The sequence below is a fragment of the Streptomyces sp. NPDC048172 genome, assembly GCF_043202595.1.
Taxonomy (GTDB): Bacteria; Actinomycetota; Actinomycetes; order Streptomycetales; family Streptomycetaceae; genus Streptomyces.
The window spans coordinates 761,051-778,568 of sequence record NZ_JBIDAT010000005.1 but is presented as its reverse complement, the minus strand read 5'-3'; the positions used below and the strand labels follow the sequence as shown (position 1 = coordinate 778,568).

The following is a 17,518-nucleotide window of genomic DNA, read 5'->3' as shown; positions in this document are numbered from 1 at the left end:
GGGTGCTGGCCGGATGGTGGCGCGGAGCGCCGCCCGGGAGCCTGGTGACTCATGACCATGACCATGACCAGGGCCGGAGCGAGGGCGGCGGTGGCCGGGGCGCTCGCCGCCGCTGCCGCGTTCGCCGTCCTCCCCGGGCCCGCGAGGGCCTCAGCGCCCAACGAATCCACTGAACATCCCCTCCAGCGCTTCACCGAGCAGAGCCCGCGCTGGGAGAAGTGCGGGCACAAGGAGCTCGACAAGGCCGGTGCCCGCTGTGCCACGATCAAGGTGCCGCTGGACTACCGCGATCCGGAGGGCCGCACCCTCACTATCGGCTTCTCCCGCATCAAGGCCAAGGACACCGCGCGCCGCATCGGCCTCCTGATGCACAACTCCGGCGGCCCCGGCGGCATCTCCCTCGACATGCCGCTCATGGATGAGCCCGCGATGGGCAAGAAGCTCGCCGCCCGCTTCGACCTCATCGGCATGGACCCGCGCGGCGTCGGCCGCAGCAGCCCGCTGCACTGCCGCACCAGCACCCACTGGCTCCGCTCCGCCGGGTACGACGGGGCCGGATTCCGCGCCCACGCCCGCACCCAGCGGGAGCTCGTACGGGGCTGCCAGCGCGCCTACGGCCGCAAGGTGCCGTACCTGCGGCACTTCACCACCCGCAACACCGCCCGCGACATGGACCTGCTGCGGGCCGTGCTGGGGGAGCGGAAGACGTCGTACTTCGGGATCTCCTACGGCACCTACCTCGGCGCCGCCTACGCGAAGATGTTCCCCTCGCGCGTCGACCGGCTCCTGCTCGACAGCGCGATCGACCCGCGCAGGTGGCACGTCCAGTCCTTCCGCGACCCGGACGTCGCGAACGAGCGCGTGCTGGACGCCTGGGCGGCCTGGGCCGCGCGCCGGCACGCCACCTATGGCCTCGGCCGTACGGCCGCGAAGGTGCGCGCCACCGTCGAGGGCATCGCCCGGCAGGCCGCGCGCGAGCCGTTCCGGGTCGGCCCGTACACCGCCGACGGGCAGAAGGTGCCGCTGGCGCTGGCCGCGCTCCTCTCCGACGACCGCGAGTTCGCGAACACGGCGAAGAACGTCCGCCTCCTGCGGGACGCCGCGCGTGGCCGCGACGTCGAGCCGACCGAGGAACTGCGGTACGCGTTCGGGCCGCCGGACGACGAGTCCGACGTCCAGAACTCCCTGCAGCTCGCCCTGATCTGCGGCGACGGCGCCGCGCCGCGCGACCTGTCCTGGTACCGGCGCAACGTCGAGGAGAGCCGCGCCCGCGCCCCGCTCTTCGGCCCGGTCTTCAACGCCACGAGCCCGTGCGCGTTCTGGCCGAACGAGCCGGTCGAGGCGCCGGTCCGTACGGGCAACGACGTGCCGGGCCTCATCGTCCAGGCCACGGGTGACCCTCGCACGACCTATGCCAACGGCGTCGGTCTCCACCGCGAGATGCCGCGCTCTCGCCTCATCACCCTCAAGGCCCAGGTGCACGGGGTCTACGGCATGTACGGAAACGCCTGCGTGGACCGTCAGGTCAACGCCTACCTGAACACGGGCCGCCTCCCGAAGAAGAACACGACCTGCGAGAAGGACTGACGGGGCACGTCTGCGCTTCTCCCTCCCGCGAAGCTTGGGAAGTCTGCGCTTCACTTCTCCCTCCGCCCCCTGCGGAGCTTGGGAAGTCTGCGCAAGGCGCAGGGTTGGCAAGCGCAGCCCCCTGCGCCGGGTGCCCTGCGTACAGGGCCGGGTTCGGGGTGCCCCGGGCTGTGCTTCGCGGGCTGCGAGCGCGTCGTGGCTTGGCGCGCAGTTCCCCGCGCCCCTGGAGGGGCAAGCCCCGACGTCTTGGGCCCGGAGCGCCCCGCGGCGGAGCCGCAAGACAAACACAGCCCCGCGCCCCTGAGGGAGAAGGGGCAAGCCCCGACGTCTTGGACCCGTCGCGCCCACGCGGCGGAGCCGCAAATAGATACAGCCCCGCGCCCCTGAGGGAGAAGGGGCAAGCTCTGGTGTTCAGGGTAGGGGGGCCGGGGGGCGGAGGGACTCGGTTGAGTTGAGGCGGGTCAGGGCGGTTGCCGTGGCGGTGGGGGTCGCCGCCAAGAGGGGGAGCCGGACCGCCGGGGTCGGGATGAGGCCCCTCGCGTGGAGGACCGCCTTCGTCACCGCAGGGTTCGGCTCCGCGAAGAGGGAGGCCGCCAAGGGCGCGAGAAGGCGGCCCGCCGCACGGGCACGCACGGCGTCACCGTCCCGCCAGGCGGCGGCCAGTTCGGCCCACAGCCCGGTGCACAGGTGCGCGGAGGCGAGGATGCCGCCCGCCGCGCCGAGCGCCATCATCGGCGAGGCGTACAGATCGTCGCCGCCCAGCACCGTGAAGTCCGGCGGCGGATCGGCCAGCAGGTCCACGCTCGTCGCGTCGAGCGAGCCGACCGCGCGCTTCGTCCCGGCGACGCCGGGCAGCGCGGCCAGCCGCCGCAGCGTGGCGGGGGAGAGGGCGAGCCCGGTGCGGTACGGGATGTCGTACACGAGCATCGGCAGCGGGCTGTGCGCGGAGAGATGGGTGAAGTGCGCGACGACGCCGTCCTCCGAGGGCCGGGTGTACGGCGGCACGGGCACCAGCGCGAACCCGGCGTCCGGCGTGGAGTCGTGCAGGGCGCGCAGTTCCTCGGCGGTGCCCCGCGTGTCGTTCGAGCCCGCACCGACGGTGAGCGTCGCGCCGCGCTCGCGGCAGACGGTGGCGCAGACCTCGACGACCTCGCGCCGTTCCCCGGCGGTGAGGACGGAGGGTTCGCCGGTGGTGCCGAGTGCCACCAGGCCGACGGCGCCCGCGTCGAGGACGGAGCGGGCGAGAGCCGCGAGCGCGTCCACCGCCACGCGGTCGTCGGAGGTGAACGGGGTGATGAGGGGGACGTGGATGCCTTCGGGAGGCCCCAGCGGTGCCGAAGTCGTCATACCTGTCGTCATACGGGCAGCGTGCCGCCGCCCCGCTGGCCGGGTCCAGTTCACGTTTCCACGCCCGAGCGTAAGCAGAGCCGATGCTCGGCGGCATCCGCCCCCGGAACGACCGTACGCTGGAGCGATGCTCGACATACGACGCCTGCGCCTGCTGCGCGAGCTGGCCCTGCGCGGCACCATCGCCGCCGTCGCCGAGGCGCTCGCGTTCTCCCCGTCCGCCGTCTCGCAGCAGCTCGCGGTGCTGGAACGGGAGGCGGGCGTACCGCTCCTGGAGCGCACCGGCCGCCGCGTCACGCTGACGCCCGCCGGGCAGGGGCTCGCGCGGCACGCCGAGGCGCTGCTCGAACGGCTGGAGCGGGCCTCGGCCGAACTCGCCGCCACCCGCGAGGGCCTGGCGGGGCCGCTGCTCATCGGCGCGTTCCCGACGGCGGCGCGGGCGCTGCTGCCCGCCGCGCTGACGACCCTCGCCCGGGTCTGGCCCGATCTGGAGCCGACGGTCGAGGAGATCGACGCCGCCGACGTCCCCGAGGCGCTGCGCGCCGGGGACCTGGACGTGGTGCTGGTGCACGAGTACGACCTCGTGCCGGGCGATCCGCTGCCGGGACTGGAGACCGAGGCGGTGATGGAGGAGCAGGTCTATCTCGCCGAGCTGGACCGCAAGCCCGCGCCGCCCGGCCGCGATCCGCTCCTCGCCCGCCGCGACGCGCCCTGGATCATGGGCAAGCGGGGCACGCTCTGCCACTCGATGGCGGTGCGGGCCTGCGAGGCGGCCGGGTTCCGGCCCCGGGTGAGGCACCTGGTCGACGAGTACCCGACGGTCCTCGCGCTCGTCGCCGCGGGCCAGGGCGTCGCGCTGGTGCCCCGCCTCGGGGTGATCGACCTGCCGGAGGAGGTGCGGCTGACGCCGGTGCGGCTGCGCCGCCGGATCTCCGTCGCGTACCGCAGCGGCGGCGGCCGGCACCCGGCGGTCGCGGCCTTCACCACGGCCCTGAAGCGAGCCGCTCGACCTCAGCCCCCGGAGCGGCCCGGCCCGGCTCGCCCCTGACGGCGGCGCGCGCGAGTCGAACGCGGGCGCGTACGGGGCCCGGAACGCCTCCCCTCCAGCGCGTCCCGGGCCCCGTGGACCAGTGCCTCCCGCTCGGCCTCCACCGGCTCCGTACGCCGGTCCCTCACCGCTGCTCGCTCTTGCCGCACGAGAACAGGGCGTGGAGCACGAACCCCGCCACTCCCGTGCTGGCCGCGGCCACGGCGATGTCCCGGATGACGAACAGCAGCACCGAGACGACGAGCGCCCCGGCGAGCAGTGCGGCGCTGAGCACGCCGGGGTGCACCCCGCGCCGGCGGGGCTCGTTGTCATGCATGGGCGTTCCTCGGCGCTTTCCGGTGTGGCTGCTCCGCGTCGTACCGGTTACAAGCTTCCGAGGAGGGCTCTAGGCTCACCAGTAGCGACTGTTTGAATGTTGAAATCGGGAATTGGGGCTTGGGGACTGTGCCAGCGCCGCGAAAGCTCGATCCGACCGCGTCCGTCGCCTCGCTGCTGGGTTCCAAGGTGCGGCGGCTGAGAGAGGCCGAGGGATGGACGCAGGCGGAACTGGGAGCCACGGTCCACGCGTCGAACACGCGCATCGCGAAGATCGAGCTCGGCACCGATCCGCCCACCCCCGTGATGGCCGCGGCGCTGGACGAGGTGCTCCAGGCGGACGGCGAACTCACCGAACTGCTGCCCTTTCTCGAACAGCAGCCGTACGAGGACTGGGCCTCGACGTTCCTGCGCAGGCAGGCGGAGGCGAGCGCGATCCACGAGTGCGGCCAGGCCGTCCCGGGTCTCCTGCAGACCGAGGAGTACGCCAGGGCCATGCTCTCCGCCGGTCAGGTGCTGCACGAGCGGGACGTCGACTCGGCGCTGCGGGCCCGGACGGAGCGGCAGTCGGTCCTCGACCTGGAGCGGCCGCCGTGGCTGTGGGTCGTCCTCGGCGAGGCCGCCATCCGGAACGTCATCGGCGGCGCGGACGTGATGCGCGCGCAGTTGCTCCGGCTGCTGGAAGTCGGATCATTTGAACGGGTCCACGTTCAAATGCTGCCTTTCACGAACGCCGACCCCGCCGTTCTGGGCGGAAGCATGACACTCCTCTCGTTCCGCAACGGCGAGAAGGTCGCGTACACCGAAGGAATCCACTCCGGCAAATACATGGAGGAGCCGGAGGAGGTTGCGCGATACTCGGCGCTCTACGATCGGCTGCAGGCCAACGCGTTGGATCCCTCGACGTCGGCGGCCCTGATTCGGCAGGTACTAGAGGAGCACTACCCGTGAACGAGCCGAACTGGCACAAGTCCAGTCACAGCGCGTCGAGCGACAATACGTGCGTCGAGGTGGCGGACATCTTTCCGGTCGTCCTAGTCCGAGACACCAAGGACCACGGCAGGGGAATTCTGACGGTTTCCCAAGAGGCCTGGGCGAACTTCCTGGACCATACCAAGACCCCCTAATTCGCGTACGGGGAGCGGCTCTCCCGGCCCCGGCCGTGATGCAAATGTAAGGACAACAGCTCTTTACGTCATCCCGTCCGCGTGTCAATCTCTGCGCACGATCTCTGGCGCAAGGAGGGGCCGGATGGGAGCCATCGCGCGGCGGACCACGCTGTCCGCTGCTGTCTTCGGGGCTGGATCCGCGGTGCTCGCTGGGTGCGGGACACCGCTGGATCCGCGCGGGGACGAGGGTGGGGACGGCGAGATCTCGCTGACCGTCGCCACCAACGCCGTCTCGGGCGGCAAGAACGCCGACGAGGCGGACTGGATCGAGGACTGGGTGATCCCCCGCTTCGTCAAGGAGCAGCGGGCCAAGGGCGTACGCGTACGGGTGGAGTTCGTGCCCAGCGGCGTGGACGACGAGCAGTACAAGACGAAGCTGGCGCTCGACCTCAAGGCCCAGGCCGGGCCCGACATCATGTCGCTGGACGGCATCTGGGTCGGGGAGTTCGCGCAGGCCCGGTACATCGAGCCGCTCTTCGACGTCGCGGGCGCCACCGCCGAACGGTGGGAGGGCTGGCGGCAGATCAGCAAGCAGGTCCGCTCCCTCGCCCGCTTCGAGGGGAAGCTCTACGGCATCCCCGCGGGCACCGACGCGCGCGTGCTCTTCTACTACAAGCCGCTCTTCCGCAAGGCCGGGCTGCCGGGCGACTGGCAGCCCAGGAGCTGGCAGGACGTCCTCGACGCCGCCCGGAAGCTCAAGCGCCTCGACGGCGTCACCCCGCTGCAGATCAACGCCGGTACGCCGATGGGCGAGGCGACCACCATGCAGGGCGTGCTGCCCCTGCTCGCGGGCGCGGGCGGGCACGTCAACAAGGGCGAGCGCTGGTACGGCGACACCGCCGAACTCCGCGCCGTCCTCGGCTTCTACCGCGACGTGTACGGAAAGGGCCTCGGCGACCCCAAGCTCCAGCAGGAGGCGAAGGGGCGCGACAAGTCCTTCGAGCAGTTCGCCGCGGGGAAGCTGGGCGTCCTCGCCGAGGGCGACTACTTCTGGCGCGACGTGCTCGCCCCGAAGACCGGGACCTCTCCGATGAAGACGCGTGACAACGATGTCGGCTACGCGCTCTTCCCCGCCCGCGCCCGCGGCGAGGGCACCGGGGGACGGGACTTCGTCAGCCTCTCCGGCGGCGCCGTCCACGTGCTCAACCCGCACACCCGGCACCCCAAGCAGGCGTTCGAGCTGCTGGCCGCGCTGCACTCGGCGCCCGCGCTGCGGGCCCGGCTCGGCGACCGCGCGCAGATCACCGAGCGGGACGACGTCAACGACGAGGTCCTCGACAAGGACCCGATGCTCCGGTTCGCCGCCGACAAGGCGCTCCCGGTGACCACCTTCCGGCCCGGCCTCGCCGCCTACCCGGAGATCTCGCTCGCCCTCCAGGAGGCCACCGCGCAGGTCGTCTCCGGCAAGGACCCCAAGCAGGCAGCGGCCGTCTACCGCAAGGAGCTGGAGGAGGTGCTCGGTGGCAGCGACCACATCGTCGGCTGAGTCCCGCGAGGCGGAGCCCGCAGAGACCGCCGGGGAGACGACGGAACTCCCCGAGGCGCCCGAGCGCGACGCGGCCGGGCTCGGCAAGCGCCGCGCCGCCGGGTTCGTCGCGCCCGCGCTGATCCTCATCGCGCTCTTCCTGGTGCTGCCCGCCGTCTGGACGCTCTACCTCGGCGCCACCGACTACCGGCTCACCGGCATCCCCGCGATCGACCCCAGCTTCGTCGGGCTCGACAACGTCACCAAGGCGCTCGGCGACAGCGGCTTCCTCGACTCGCTCTGGCTCACCCTGCTCTTCGTGCTCGGCTCCGCCGTCATCGGCCAGGCCGGTCTCGGCTTCGCGCTCGCCTGGTGGATGCGCGACCGCAAGGGCTGGGTCAAGGGCCTGCTCGAAGCGCTGGTCATGCTCTCGTGGATCCTGCCCAGCTCGGTCGTCGCGTTCCTGTGGATCGCGTTCCTCGACCGGGACGGCGGCACGCTCAACGAACTGCTGCGGACCCCCGGCACGGCCTGGCTGCTCGACCACCCGATGCTGTCGATCATCATCTACAACGTCTGGCGCGGCAGCGCCTTCTCGATGATGCTCTACGCCGCCGCGCTCGGGAACGTCCCCGCCTCCCACCTGGAGACCGCGCGGCTCGCGGGCGCCAGCGGCTGGCAGATGCTCCGGGACGTCGTCTTCCCCCGCATCCGCGGCCACGTGCTGACCAATCTGCTGCTGATCAGCCTCTGGACGTTCAACGACTTCACGCCGTTCCTCATCACCGCGGGCGGCCCCGACGGCAAGACCGAGACGCTGCCCGTCTACATCTACAAGACGGCGCTCGGCAGCGGCCAGCTCGGCTACGGCGCGGCGATCTCCTTCCTCATGCTGCTGATCAACCTGATCGTCGCCGTCGTCTACCTCCGGCTGCTGGGCCAGAAGAAGAAGTCCCGGAAGACCGCGAAGGAGGCGGCCGTATGAACCGGTCCCACGACCCCGTACGCACCCTGCTGCGCGGCGTCGGCGCCTACGTCCTCGTCGCGCTCGCGCTCGCCTTCTTCGCGCTGCCCCTGCTCTGGCTCGCCAGCGCGCCCTTCGACAAGCACCCCGGCATCACGGCCTCGCTCCCGGAGTTCACGCTCGACAACTTCCGGCGGCTGTGGGACAACCCCAACGCCGTCAACTCCCTCGCGAGCTCCGTGATCCTCGCCGTCGGCAGCGCGATCCTCGTCGTCGGCCTCTCGGCCCTCGCCGCGTACGCGCTCAGCCGCGTGCGGATACGCGGCCGGGACGGCCTGCTCTACGCGCTGCTGCTGCTCTCCTCCATCGTCACCGGTACGGCCGCGATGGTGCCGATCTTCCTGCTCGCCGCCGAACTGAACCTCGTCGACTCCTACCTCGGCGTGATCCTGGTCCTCACCGGCGGACTGCTGCCCGCCGCGATCTTCATCCTCAAGGACTTCATGGACACCACGCCGCGCTCCTACGAGGAGTCGGCGCGGGTCTTCGGCGCCTCGCCGCTGCGCGTGATGTGGGACGTCGTCGTCCCGGTCGTACGGCCGGGCCTGGCGACCGTCGGCGTCTGGTCCGTGGCGCAGGTGTGGGGCAACTTCCTCATTCCGTTCCTGCTCCTGCGCTCGCCCGACAAGTCCCCGGCCGCCGTGGTCATGTACACCTTCTACACCGAGGGCGGCCAGCCCGACCTGGCGCTCATCTCCACGTTCTCGCTGCTCTACTCCCTGCCGGTCGTGCTGATGTTCCTCTTCGTCAGCCGCCGCTACGGATTCCGCTTCCACGGAGGGATCAAGGCCTGATGGCAGACATCACCCTCGACCGGCTCGCCAAGGTCTACCCCGGCGGCGTACGGGCGCTCAACGACCTCGGACTGACCGTGCAGGACGGCGAGTTCTTCGCCCTCCTCGGCCCCTCCGGCTGCGGCAAGTCCACCCTGCTGCGCACCATCGCGGGCCTGGAGGCCGCCAGCGGCGGCACCATCCGCATCGGCGACCGCGACGTCACCGGGCTCCAGCCCGGCGAACGGGACATCGCGATGGTCTTCCAGGACTACGCCCTCTTCCCGCACATGACCGTCAACGAGAACATCGCCTACCCCCTCAAGATCAAGAAGGTCGGCAAGGACGAACGCGCCAAGAAGGCCCAGGAGACCGCGGAGGAACTGGGCCTCGGCCACCTCGCCGAACGCCGTCCAGGGCAGCTCTCCGGCGGCCAGCAGCAGCGTGCGGCGCTCGCCCGCGCCATGGCCTGCCACCCGGAGGTCTTCCTCTTCGACGAGCCGCTCTCCAACCTCGACGCGCGGATGCGCCTGGAGGCGCGGACGTTCCTGAAGAAGCTCCAGCGCGAACTGGGCGTGACGACGGTCTTCGTCACCCACGACCAGGCCGAGGCCCTCGCCATGGCCGACCGCATCGCCGTCATGGAGGGCGGCGAGCTGCGCCAGGTCGGCACGCCGACAGAGGTCTTCCGCCGCCCGGCGAGCACCTTCGTGGCCTCCTTCATCGGCTCCACCCCCATGAACCTCCTCGACGGCGAGGCGACGGCCGACGCGACGGTCCGTGTCTGCGGCGCGGAACTCCCCGTACCGGAGGAGGCGGCGCCGTCCGTGAAGGACGGCGAGAAGGTCGTCTACGGCATCCGCCCCGAATACCTCCGCTGGACCGACGAGGCCGCGCCGGGCGCCCTGGAGGGCACCGTCTCCGTCGTGGAGAACCTGGGCAGCGCCCAGCTCGTCACGCTGGAGTGCGCGGGCGGCACCAGCGTCCAGGTCGTCGTCGACGAGGACCACGAGCCGGTCATCGGCGGTACGGGCCGCGCCCTGCCCCGCGCCGACCGTGCCCTCCTCTACCGCGACGGGAACCTGGTGACGGCCGGATGACGGGTCCCGACACGGTGCACCGGGGCGCCTGGACCATGGAGGACCGCGCGGAGGACGTGCTGCGGTCCCTCCCTGTGGACGTACCGCCGGGCACGGCGGCCCTGGACGTCACCCTGGCGTACGCGGGAGAGGGCGGCGGCGTCCTGGACCTCGGACTCCTCGGCCCCGAGGGCGAGTTCCGGGGCTGGTCCGGCGGGGCGCGCGACCGCTTCACGGTGACGGAGAAGTGGGCCACGCCCGGCTATCTCCCCGGCCCCCTCGCCCCCGGCACCTGGCAGGTCCTGCTCCGGCTGCACCGGGTCCCGCCGGAGGGCGTGCCGTACGAGGCCCGTGCCCGTACGTCCGTCCGTACCCCCGACGAGCCGTCGCGCGCGTACCCTCCGCCGCTCCCGGCCGACGGGCGGCGCCGGCTCCGCGAACTGCCCGCCGCCGACGGCATGCGCTGGTACGCCGGCGACCTGCACGCTCACACCGAGCACAGCGACGGCGCGCTGTCGATCGACGCCCTCGCCCGGCACGCGGCGGCCGAGGGCCTCGACTTCCTCGCCGTCACCGACCACAACACCGTCAGCCACCACCCCTGGCTCGCGGCGGCGGGCGCCCGCCAGGGCATCACCCTCCTCCCCGGCCAGGAGGTCACCACCGACCTCGGCCACGCCAACGTCTTCGGCGACACCGGCTGGATCGACTTCCGCACGGGCGCGGGCTCATGGCTGTCCCAGGCCGAGTCGGGCGGCGGCTTCCTCTCCGTCAACCACCCCCTGGCCGACGACTGCGCCTGGGAACTGGACTTCGGGGCTCGCCGCCCCCGCCACGCGGAGATCTGGCACCACACCTGGGCCGACCGCCGTCACGGTGCGCCCCTCGCGTGGGCGAGGGCCTGGCGCCCCGACGTCATCCCGCTGGGCGGCAGCGACTTCCACGCGCCGCACCAGGGCCGCCCCCTGGGCGCGCCCACGACGTGGGTACTGGCGGAAGAGGGCCAGCTCCTCTCCGGGCTGTCCGCCGGCCGCACGGCGATCTCGGCGTCCCCCGACGCGCCCCTTCTTCTCCGGTACGGAGATGAATTGCTGGCCGTCGAAGCAGAGGGCACGGTCCTTGTCCGCCCGGACGGGTCCCGCACGGTGATCCGGACCGACCGGGCATGGCTCCCCGCCGCCAAGGGCCTCCACCGCCTGGAGGCATACGACTGCGAAGTGATCGCCCTATGTCCGTAACCGCGGCTTGCCCCTGTTCCCTCAGGGGCGCGGGCCTGTGTTTGATCTGCGGCTCCGCCGCGTGGGCGCGCCGGGTCACGACACCTCGGGGCTTGCCCCTTCTCCCTAGGGGCGCGGGGAACTGCGCGACAAGCCACGACGCACTCGCAGTCCGCGAAGCACAGCCCGGGGCTCCCCGGGCGCGGCCCTGTACGCGGGGCACCCGGCGTAGGGGGCTGCGCTTGCCAACCCTGCGCCTTGCGCAGACTTCCCAAGCTCAGCAGGGGGCGGGGGAGAAGCAGGGGTAACCCCTTCTCGTTCGAAAGGAACTCATGAGCACGAGCAATATCCGTGTCGGCAACGCTCCCGTGTCGTACGGGATCTACGCTCCCGACAAGGCACCCCTCGGCCCCGATGAGATGCTCGCGGGGTTCGAGGCGGCCGGGTATGAGGGGACCGACTGCGGGCCCCTGGGGTATCTCGGGGCAGGGGAAGAGCTGAGCGTACGGCTCAAGACGTACCGGCAGGGGCTGGCCGGAGGGTGGGTGGATCTGCGGTACGGGGACCCGGAAGGGTTCGGCACCGACCTCCACGCGCTCGACGCCGCGCTGGACGTCTTCGCGGCCGTACCCCTCGACGACCCCGCGTTCGCGCCACGGCCCACCCTCGCCTGCCCCGCCGACCCGGCGCGGTTCGCCGCCCCCGGCGTACCCGTCGATCCGGAACTCCAGCTCAGGGAAGAGGAGTGGGGGGCGTTCGCCGCCGACGTGCAGCGCGCTGCCGACCGTTGTCGCGCGCGTGGGCTCGAACCCGTCTTCCATCACCACCTCGGGACCGCCGTAGAGAGCCCCGACGAGACGCGGCGGCTGCTGGAGCTGACCGACGTGTCGCTCTGCCTGGACACCGGGCACTGGTGGCTCGCCGGGGGCGACCCCGTCGAGGCCGTACGGGAGTTCGGGGCGCGGATCAAGCAGGTCCATCTCAAGGATGCCGACCGCACCGCGCACGCCCGCGTGCGCGAGGCGGGCGGCGACCTGTGGCGCGTCGTGGGCGAGGGCGGGTTCCAGCCGCTCGGAGCCGGTGAGATCGACCTCCCCGAGGTCCTGGCGGCGCTGCGCGCCCACCGTTACCACGGCTGGCTCGTGGTGGAGCAGGACGCGCTCCCGACCGGCCAGGACCTGGCGCGGATCGACGCCGACCAGCGGGCCAACCGGGAGTTCCTGCGCGGGGAGGGGCTGTGACCGTGCTGCGCGTCGCCGTCGCCGGGCTGGGCGCCATCGCCCGCACCGCGCATCTGCCGCTGCTGGAGCGCCGTGGCGACCTGTTCGAGATCGCCGCGCTCTGCGACCTCTCGCCCGGCACGCTCGCCGAGCTGGGCGGGCGGTACGGGGTGCCCGCACAGCACCGGTACACCTCCGTCGAGGACCTGCTCGACGGGGCCCGCTGCGACGCGGTGCTGCTGCTCACCTCCGGTTCGCACGGCGCCGACGCCGAGGCCGCGCTCCGTGCCGGGTACGCGGTGCTCTGCGAGAAGCCCCTCGCGTTCACCCGCGCCGAGGCGGCCCGCGTCGCCGCCGCCGAGCGCGAACAGGGCGGCCAGGGCGGCGGCCCCCGCCTGATGGTGGGGTACATGAAGCAGTACGACCCGGCCGCCGTCCGTCTCGCGCGGCTCCTGGAGGAGGCGGGCGGCCCCGCGGCCGTACGGTCGGTCGAGGTCGTCGTGCTGCACCCGACCGGGCCCGACCAGCTCGCCTTCGCGCGCCTCCCGGCCCCGCCCGCCGACGTCGACGGCGGCGCGCTCGCCGCGCTCCGCGCCCGTGACGCGGCGCTCACCGACGCCGCGCTCGGCAAGGAGGCCACGGCCCGCGCCCGTTCGCTCTTCCACATCGTCAACGGCTCGGTCTGCCACGACCTGTCGCTGCTCCGTATGACGACCGGCTCCCCGGCGACCGTGGACCTCGCCGCGATGTGGCCCGGGGACACCGATCCCGGCTCCGTCGAGCTGACCGGCGCGCTCCCCGGCGCGCGCGCCCGGTACTCCGTGCGCTGGCACTACCTGCCGGGGCACGCCGCCTACCGCGAGACCTTCGCCGTCCACCACGAGGGCGGCACGCTGGAACTCGCGTTCCCCTCGCCGTACCTGATGAACGCGCCGACCGTGCTCACCGCCACCACCAACGACGGCGGCACCGAGTCCCGTACCGCGTTCCGGTCCGTCACCGAGGCGTTCGAGGAGGAGCTCGTCGCCTTCCACTCCATGGTCACCGAGGGCACCCCGCCCCGTACGGGCGTCGCCGGGGCCACCGAGGATCTGATCACCGCGCAGCGGGCCGTCGCCCGTTTCGCCGCCCAGCACCAGCTCCCCTGCGAAGGAGAGGCCGCGACCTCATGAACACCCCGGACACCCCCGACGAGCTCGTCATCGTCCCGCACACCCACTGGGACCGCGAGTGGTACCTGCCCTTCCAGCAGTTCAGGCTCCAGCTCATCGGGCTGCTGGACGAGGTGCTGGAGCGGATGGAGAACGACCCGCGCCAGCGCTTCACCCTCGACGGGCAGGCCGTCGCCGTCGACGACTACCTGGAGGTGCGGCCCGAGCAGCGCGAGCGGCTGACCGCGCTCGTCAAGGAGGGCCGCCTCGCGGTCGGGCCCTGGCAGATCCTGCTGGACGAGTTCCTCTGCTCCGGCGAGAACATCGTCCGCAACCTCGAACTCGGGCTGCGCCGCAGCGAGGACATGGGCGGCGCGATGCGCGTCGGCTACCTCCCCGACATGTTCGGCCACGCCGCGCAGATGCCGCAGATCCTGCGCGGCGCCGGGATCGAGCACGCCTGCGTGTGGCGCGGCGTGCCCGCCGAGGTCGACAGCCACGTCTTCGCCTGGACGGCACCCGACGGCACGGCCGTCCGCACCGAGTACCTCGCGGCGGGCGGCTACGGCAGCGCCGCCGGGCTCTTCGACGACCCGGACCAGGTGGACGAGCGGGCCGCCGCCGTCGCCGCCAAGCTGCGCGCCTGGCGCCCGGACGGCTCGCCCATCCTCGCGATGTACGGCTCGGACCACACCGCGCCCGCCGCCGACCTCGCCGATCTGCTGGAGCGGCACAACGCCCGGCAGGACGGGAACGGCGTCACCATGCGGCTCGCGACCATGGCCGAGTACTTCGCCGCGCAGCCCACCGGCACCGAGGGCCTGCGCGCGGTCCGGGGCGAACTCCGCAGCCACGCCCGCGCCAACATCCTCCCCGGCGTCTTCTCCGTCCGCGCCCCGCTCAAGCAGGCCATGGCCCGCGCCGAGCGCGCCGTCGAGCGGTACGCCGAACCCCTCTCCGCTCTCTGGCTCGACGCGCCCGCCCAGCGCTTCCTGGACATGGCCTGGCACCGGCTGATCGAGGTCTCCTGCCACGACTCCGTCACCGGCTGCGGCTGCGACGAGACAGCCCAGCAGGTCGCCGCCCGCATCGCCGAGGCCGAGCAACTGGGCCTCGCCGTGCGCGACATGACCGCCAAGCAGCTCGCGGCCCGCGTGCCGCACGACGCCCACCTGGTCATGAACCCGACGCCGGACGCGCGTACGGCGCTGGTCGAGCTGGACGTGCCGGGCTCCCCGGCGGACGGGCCGGTCCACCTGACCGACGCCGAGGGGCGTACGTACCCCGCGCAGCACCTCTCCTCCGCGCCCACCCTCCTCGCGGACGACACCGTCCCCGCCGACCGGCTGCCCACGGTCCTCGCCCGCGTCCACGGCATCGAGCTGTACGGCCGCGAGATCACCGGCTGGAACGCCGACACGGACGCGCGCGAGCTGCGCTTCACGGTCGCCCGCCGCAGCGAACTCCGCTTCGACGTCGCCGAGGTGAAGGCCGCGCTCGCGGGGGCGGAGGGGGACTGGCGGGTGGTGATCGAGGCCGAGCCCCGGCAGCGCGTCGCCGCGCTCGTGGCGGCCCCGGCGCTCGGCCACACCGCCGTTCGCGCGGTCCAGGGCGAGGTCCCCGGGCCGGAGCACGCCGCGCACGCCTCCGACGGCACCCTCGCCAACGGGCTGCTCACCGTGGAGATCGCCGAGGACGGCACGTTCGCCGCCCGTACACCCGACGGCACCGCGCTCACCGGCGCGGGCCGGATCGTGGACGGCGGCGACCTGGGCGACACGTACAACTACGCGCCGCCCGCGCACGACGTGCTCGTGGACGCGCCCACCGAGGTCACCGTGCGGCGCGTCGCCGAGGGCCCGCTGCTCGCCGCGTACGAGATCGAGCGGCGCTACGACTGGCCGGAGGCGGGCGACTTCACCGCCGACCGGCGCACCCGCGCCACCGAGCCGACGACGGTGACCACGCGCGTCGAACTCCGCGCGGGCGAGCGCTTCGTACGGCTCGCCGTCGCCTTCGACAACCGCAGCGACGACCACCGCGTCCGGCTGCACGTGCCGCTGCCGCGCCGCGCGGAGACCTCGTACGGCGAGGGCCAGTTCGCGGTCGCCGAGCGCGGGCTGACCTCCGAGGGCGGCTTCGGCGAGGAGCCGGTGCCGACGTTCCCGGCCTCCGCGTTCGTCGCCGCGGGCGGCGCGGCCGTCCTGCTGGAGCACGCCACCGAGTACGAGCTCGTCGGCGACGGCGCCGAGCTGGCCCTCACCCTGCTGCGGCCCACGGGCCAGATGTCCCGCAACCGGCACGTGTGGCGCGACGAGCCCGCGGGCGGCGAGTTCGCCACCCCGCAGGCCCAGTGCCGCGGGCTGCGCGAGGTCACCCTCGCCCTGTTCCCGTACGCGGGAGAGTGGCACGAGGCGGACCTCCCCGCCGAGGCCGAGACCTTCCGGCACCCGCTGGCCACGCTGCCCGGCGCAGCCCCCGCCGACGAGCCGCTGCCGGGCGCCGGGGAGGGGCTGAGCGTCACCGGCGACGGCGTCGTGCTCTCCTCGGTCCGCGAGCGCGGGGGCCGCCTGGAGACGCGCGTCGTCGCCCTCACACCCCGCCCCACCGCCGTCCGACTGGCCCTCCCGGGCCTGTCCGACGCCGCCCGCTGCGACCTGCTGGGCGCGCGGGGCGAGCCCGTGGACGTACGGGACGGCGCCGCGACGGTGGAGCTGCGGCCCTGGGAGATCGCCACGTTCCAGCTCGAACGCTGAGCCGGAGCCCCCGAGGGGCGGGAGACGCGGCCTTGACAGGCGAACTGACGTGCTGGATTACTGAGTCCCTCATGACAGAGACGATGTTCGCCGCCGACCACGCCTCCCGCTCCCTCGGGATAGAGCTGCTCACCTGCGAGGAGGGAGTGGCGACCCTCCGTATGACCGTCACGGCCGCGATGGTCAACGGGCACGGCATCGCGCACGGCGGCTATCTCTTCCTGCTCGCCGACACCGCGTTCGCCTGCGCCTGCAACAGCTACGGGCCCGTGACCGTCGCCGCCGGGGCCGACATCACCTTCGTCGCGCCCGCCCGCGAGGGCGACGTGCTGCACGCGACGGCCACCGAGCGCGTCACCTACGGCCGCAGCGGCGTCTACGACGTGACGGTGGTGCGCGGCGAGGAGGTCATCGCCGAGTTCCGCGGCAGGAGCCGCACCGTACGTTGACGTGAGTGCGCGTATCCGTGGCGCCGGGGGAGTGGCATCGTCGGCCCATGGACTACGTCGCGCACATGCACCGCGAACTCGTGGACTTCCAGGCCGCCGTCGCCCGTGCCGCCGAGCAGGGGGACGTGGCGCCGCTCGTGCCGTCCTGTCCGGGCTGGAGCGTGTCCGACCTCGTCGGCCACCTGGGAGGGGTGCACCGCTACGTGGGCCGCGTCGTACGCGACCGGCTCCTGGAGCCCCCGGACCCGGACGACCTCCGGCTCTACGACCTGCCCGACGACCTGGCGGGCTGGCCCATGCCCGAGACCGCGCCGAACCGGGGCCCGGTCACCCCGGCGCTGACCACCTGGTTCGCGGAGGGCGCCGAGACGGTGGTCGCGCTGCTGCGCGAGCGGGACCCGGCGGAGAAGGTGTGGACGTGGTCGCGCGAGCAGAGCGTCGGATTCTGGCGCCGGATGCAGGCCATCGAGGCGGCCGTGCACCGCTGGGACGCCCAGTGCGCCGTCGAGGCGCCCGCGCCGCTCGACCCCGAACTCGCCCGCGACGCCGTCACCCAGACCTTCGAGGTCATGGCACCCCGGCGCCGCGCCTCCCAAGAGGCCCCGCCCGGCAGCGGCGAGTGCTACCGCTTCCGGCGCACGGACGGGCCCGAGGTGTGGACGGTGCGCTTCGAGGACGACGACGTACGCCTCAGCGTCGGCGAGGCCGAAGCTGACGCGGACGCCGACGCCGACGCCGAACTGCGGGGCCCGGCCTCGGAGCTGGCGCTCTTCCTCTGGCACCGGATGCCCGCGCGGCGTCTGACGATGACGGGCGATCCGAGCCTGTTCGAACGGTACTTCGTGCTCGTACCACCTGTGTGATTCCTGGGACGTTGGCTAAGTTGTGTGGCAGCACGCACCACCACGTCACCACCTC

At 72.9% G+C, this 17,518-nt stretch carries 16 protein-coding genes; 14 read left to right on the top strand and 2 right to left on the bottom strand.

Annotated features, from left to right (window positions below):
- Nucleotides 1-51 precede the first annotated feature (51 nt).
- Nucleotides 52-1,587, top strand: coding sequence for an alpha/beta hydrolase (locus ACGF3A_RS25240; RefSeq protein ID WP_393732550.1), 1,536 nt, complete (start codon nucleotides 52-54; stop codon nucleotides 1,585-1,587).
- 411 nt (nucleotides 1,588-1,998) lie between these two features.
- Here the strand turns inward: ACGF3A_RS25240 and ACGF3A_RS25235 are convergent, their stop codons facing one another.
- Nucleotides 1,999-2,934, bottom strand: a complete 936-nt coding sequence (locus tag ACGF3A_RS25235) for a dihydrodipicolinate synthase family protein (protein ID WP_393732549.1) — start codon at nucleotides 2,932-2,934, stop codon at nucleotides 1,999-2,001.
- Nucleotides 2,935-3,061: 127 nt separating this feature from the next.
- Between ACGF3A_RS25235 and ACGF3A_RS25230 the strand changes: the two genes are divergently transcribed.
- The gene (locus ACGF3A_RS25230; RefSeq protein WP_393732548.1) at nucleotides 3,062-3,982 is read left to right on the top strand and encodes a LysR family transcriptional regulator; all 921 of its coding nucleotides are present in this window, start codon (nucleotides 3,062-3,064) and stop codon (nucleotides 3,980-3,982) included.
- Between the two features lie 124 nt (nucleotides 3,983-4,106).
- On the opposite strand, the gene ACGF3A_RS25225 is transcribed toward ACGF3A_RS25230, so the two are convergent.
- Nucleotides 4,107-4,298: a hypothetical protein gene (locus ACGF3A_RS25225; protein WP_393732547.1), complete on the bottom strand. Its 192-nt coding sequence runs from the start codon at nucleotides 4,296-4,298 to the stop codon at nucleotides 4,107-4,109.
- Between the two features lie 128 nt (nucleotides 4,299-4,426).
- Between ACGF3A_RS25225 and ACGF3A_RS25220 the strand changes: the two genes are divergently transcribed.
- From ACGF3A_RS25220 to ACGF3A_RS25165, 12 genes are all read left to right on the top strand, one after another.
- Complete coding sequence (locus tag ACGF3A_RS25220) at nucleotides 4,427-5,248, top strand: Scr1 family TA system antitoxin-like transcriptional regulator (RefSeq protein WP_393732546.1); 822 nt, start codon at nucleotides 4,427-4,429, stop codon at nucleotides 5,246-5,248.
- On the top strand, nucleotides 5,245-5,424 hold the full coding sequence (locus ACGF3A_RS25215; RefSeq protein ID WP_393732545.1) for a DUF397 domain-containing protein: 180 nt from the start codon (nucleotides 5,245-5,247) through the stop codon (nucleotides 5,422-5,424). Before ACGF3A_RS25220 ends, ACGF3A_RS25215 begins: the two co-directional genes overlap by 4 nt.
- 124 nt (nucleotides 5,425-5,548) lie before the next feature.
- A complete protein-coding gene (locus tag ACGF3A_RS25210) occupies nucleotides 5,549-6,952 on the top strand; it encodes an extracellular solute-binding protein (protein ID WP_393732544.1) in 1,404 nt (467 codons plus the stop codon).
- Entirely contained in the window at nucleotides 6,927-7,916 is a 990-nt protein-coding gene (locus tag ACGF3A_RS25205) for a carbohydrate ABC transporter permease (RefSeq protein WP_393732543.1), read from the top strand. Before ACGF3A_RS25210 ends, ACGF3A_RS25205 begins: the two co-directional genes overlap by 26 nt.
- Nucleotides 7,913-8,749, top strand: coding sequence for a carbohydrate ABC transporter permease (locus ACGF3A_RS25200; RefSeq protein ID WP_393732542.1), 837 nt, complete (start codon nucleotides 7,913-7,915; stop codon nucleotides 8,747-8,749). The genes ACGF3A_RS25205 and ACGF3A_RS25200 overlap by 4 nt, the downstream gene beginning before the upstream one ends.
- Complete coding sequence (locus tag ACGF3A_RS25195; protein ID WP_393732541.1) at nucleotides 8,749-9,828, top strand: ABC transporter ATP-binding protein; 1,080 nt, start codon at nucleotides 8,749-8,751, stop codon at nucleotides 9,826-9,828. Before ACGF3A_RS25200 ends, ACGF3A_RS25195 begins: the two co-directional genes overlap by 1 nt.
- Nucleotides 9,825-11,045 (top strand): CehA/McbA family metallohydrolase, encoded by a 1,221-nt coding sequence (locus ACGF3A_RS25190; RefSeq protein ID WP_393732540.1) that lies wholly within the window; start codon nucleotides 9,825-9,827, stop codon nucleotides 11,043-11,045. Before ACGF3A_RS25195 ends, ACGF3A_RS25190 begins: the two co-directional genes overlap by 4 nt.
- A 311-nt stretch (nucleotides 11,046-11,356) precedes the next feature.
- On the top strand, nucleotides 11,357-12,265 hold the full coding sequence (locus tag ACGF3A_RS25185) for a TIM barrel protein (RefSeq protein WP_393732539.1): 909 nt from the start codon (nucleotides 11,357-11,359) through the stop codon (nucleotides 12,263-12,265).
- Entirely contained in the window at nucleotides 12,262-13,416 is a 1,155-nt protein-coding gene (locus tag ACGF3A_RS25180) for a Gfo/Idh/MocA family protein (protein WP_393732538.1), read from the top strand. The genes ACGF3A_RS25185 and ACGF3A_RS25180 overlap by 4 nt, the downstream gene beginning before the upstream one ends.
- Complete coding sequence (locus ACGF3A_RS25175; protein ID WP_393732537.1) at nucleotides 13,413-16,151, top strand: alpha-mannosidase; 2,739 nt, start codon at nucleotides 13,413-13,415, stop codon at nucleotides 16,149-16,151. The genes ACGF3A_RS25180 and ACGF3A_RS25175 overlap by 4 nt, the downstream gene beginning before the upstream one ends.
- Nucleotides 16,152-16,222: 71 nt before the next feature.
- The gene (gene paaI / locus ACGF3A_RS25170; RefSeq protein WP_393732536.1) at nucleotides 16,223-16,600 is read left to right on the top strand and encodes a hydroxyphenylacetyl-CoA thioesterase PaaI; all 378 of its coding nucleotides are present in this window, start codon (nucleotides 16,223-16,225) and stop codon (nucleotides 16,598-16,600) included.
- Nucleotides 16,601-16,647: 47 nt separating this feature from the next.
- Nucleotides 16,648-17,463: a maleylpyruvate isomerase family mycothiol-dependent enzyme gene (locus ACGF3A_RS25165; RefSeq protein ID WP_393732535.1), complete on the top strand. Its 816-nt coding sequence runs from the start codon at nucleotides 16,648-16,650 to the stop codon at nucleotides 17,461-17,463.
- Nucleotides 17,464-17,518: the final 55 nt, after the last annotated feature.

Coding starts and splice junctions, on each gene's coding strand:
- ACGF3A_RS25185 (WP_393732539.1), top strand. CDS start 11,357: ATGAGCACGAGCAATATCCGTGTCGGCAACGCTCCCGTGTCGTACGGG.
- ACGF3A_RS25230 (WP_393732548.1), top strand. CDS start 3,062: ATGCTCGACATACGACGCCTGCGCCTGCTGCGCGAGCTGGCCCTGCGC.
- ACGF3A_RS25195 (WP_393732541.1), top strand. CDS start 8,749: ATGGCAGACATCACCCTCGACCGGCTCGCCAAGGTCTACCCCGGCGGC.
- ACGF3A_RS25235 (WP_393732549.1), bottom strand. CDS start 2,934: ATGACGACTTCGGCACCGCTGGGGCCTCCCGAAGGCATCCACGTCCCC.
- ACGF3A_RS25190 (WP_393732540.1), top strand. CDS start 9,825: ATGACGGGTCCCGACACGGTGCACCGGGGCGCCTGGACCATGGAGGAC.
- ACGF3A_RS25175 (WP_393732537.1), top strand. CDS start 13,413: ATGAACACCCCGGACACCCCCGACGAGCTCGTCATCGTCCCGCACACC.
- ACGF3A_RS25165 (WP_393732535.1), top strand. CDS start 16,648: ATGGACTACGTCGCGCACATGCACCGCGAACTCGTGGACTTCCAGGCC.
- ACGF3A_RS25210 (WP_393732544.1), top strand. CDS start 5,549: ATGGGAGCCATCGCGCGGCGGACCACGCTGTCCGCTGCTGTCTTCGGG.
- ACGF3A_RS25240 (WP_393732550.1), top strand. CDS start 52: ATGACCATGACCATGACCAGGGCCGGAGCGAGGGCGGCGGTGGCCGGG.
- ACGF3A_RS25225 (WP_393732547.1), bottom strand. CDS start 4,298: ATGCATGACAACGAGCCCCGCCGGCGCGGGGTGCACCCCGGCGTGCTC.
- paaI (WP_393732536.1), top strand. CDS start 16,223: ATGACAGAGACGATGTTCGCCGCCGACCACGCCTCCCGCTCCCTCGGG.
- ACGF3A_RS25200 (WP_393732542.1), top strand. CDS start 7,913: ATGAACCGGTCCCACGACCCCGTACGCACCCTGCTGCGCGGCGTCGGC.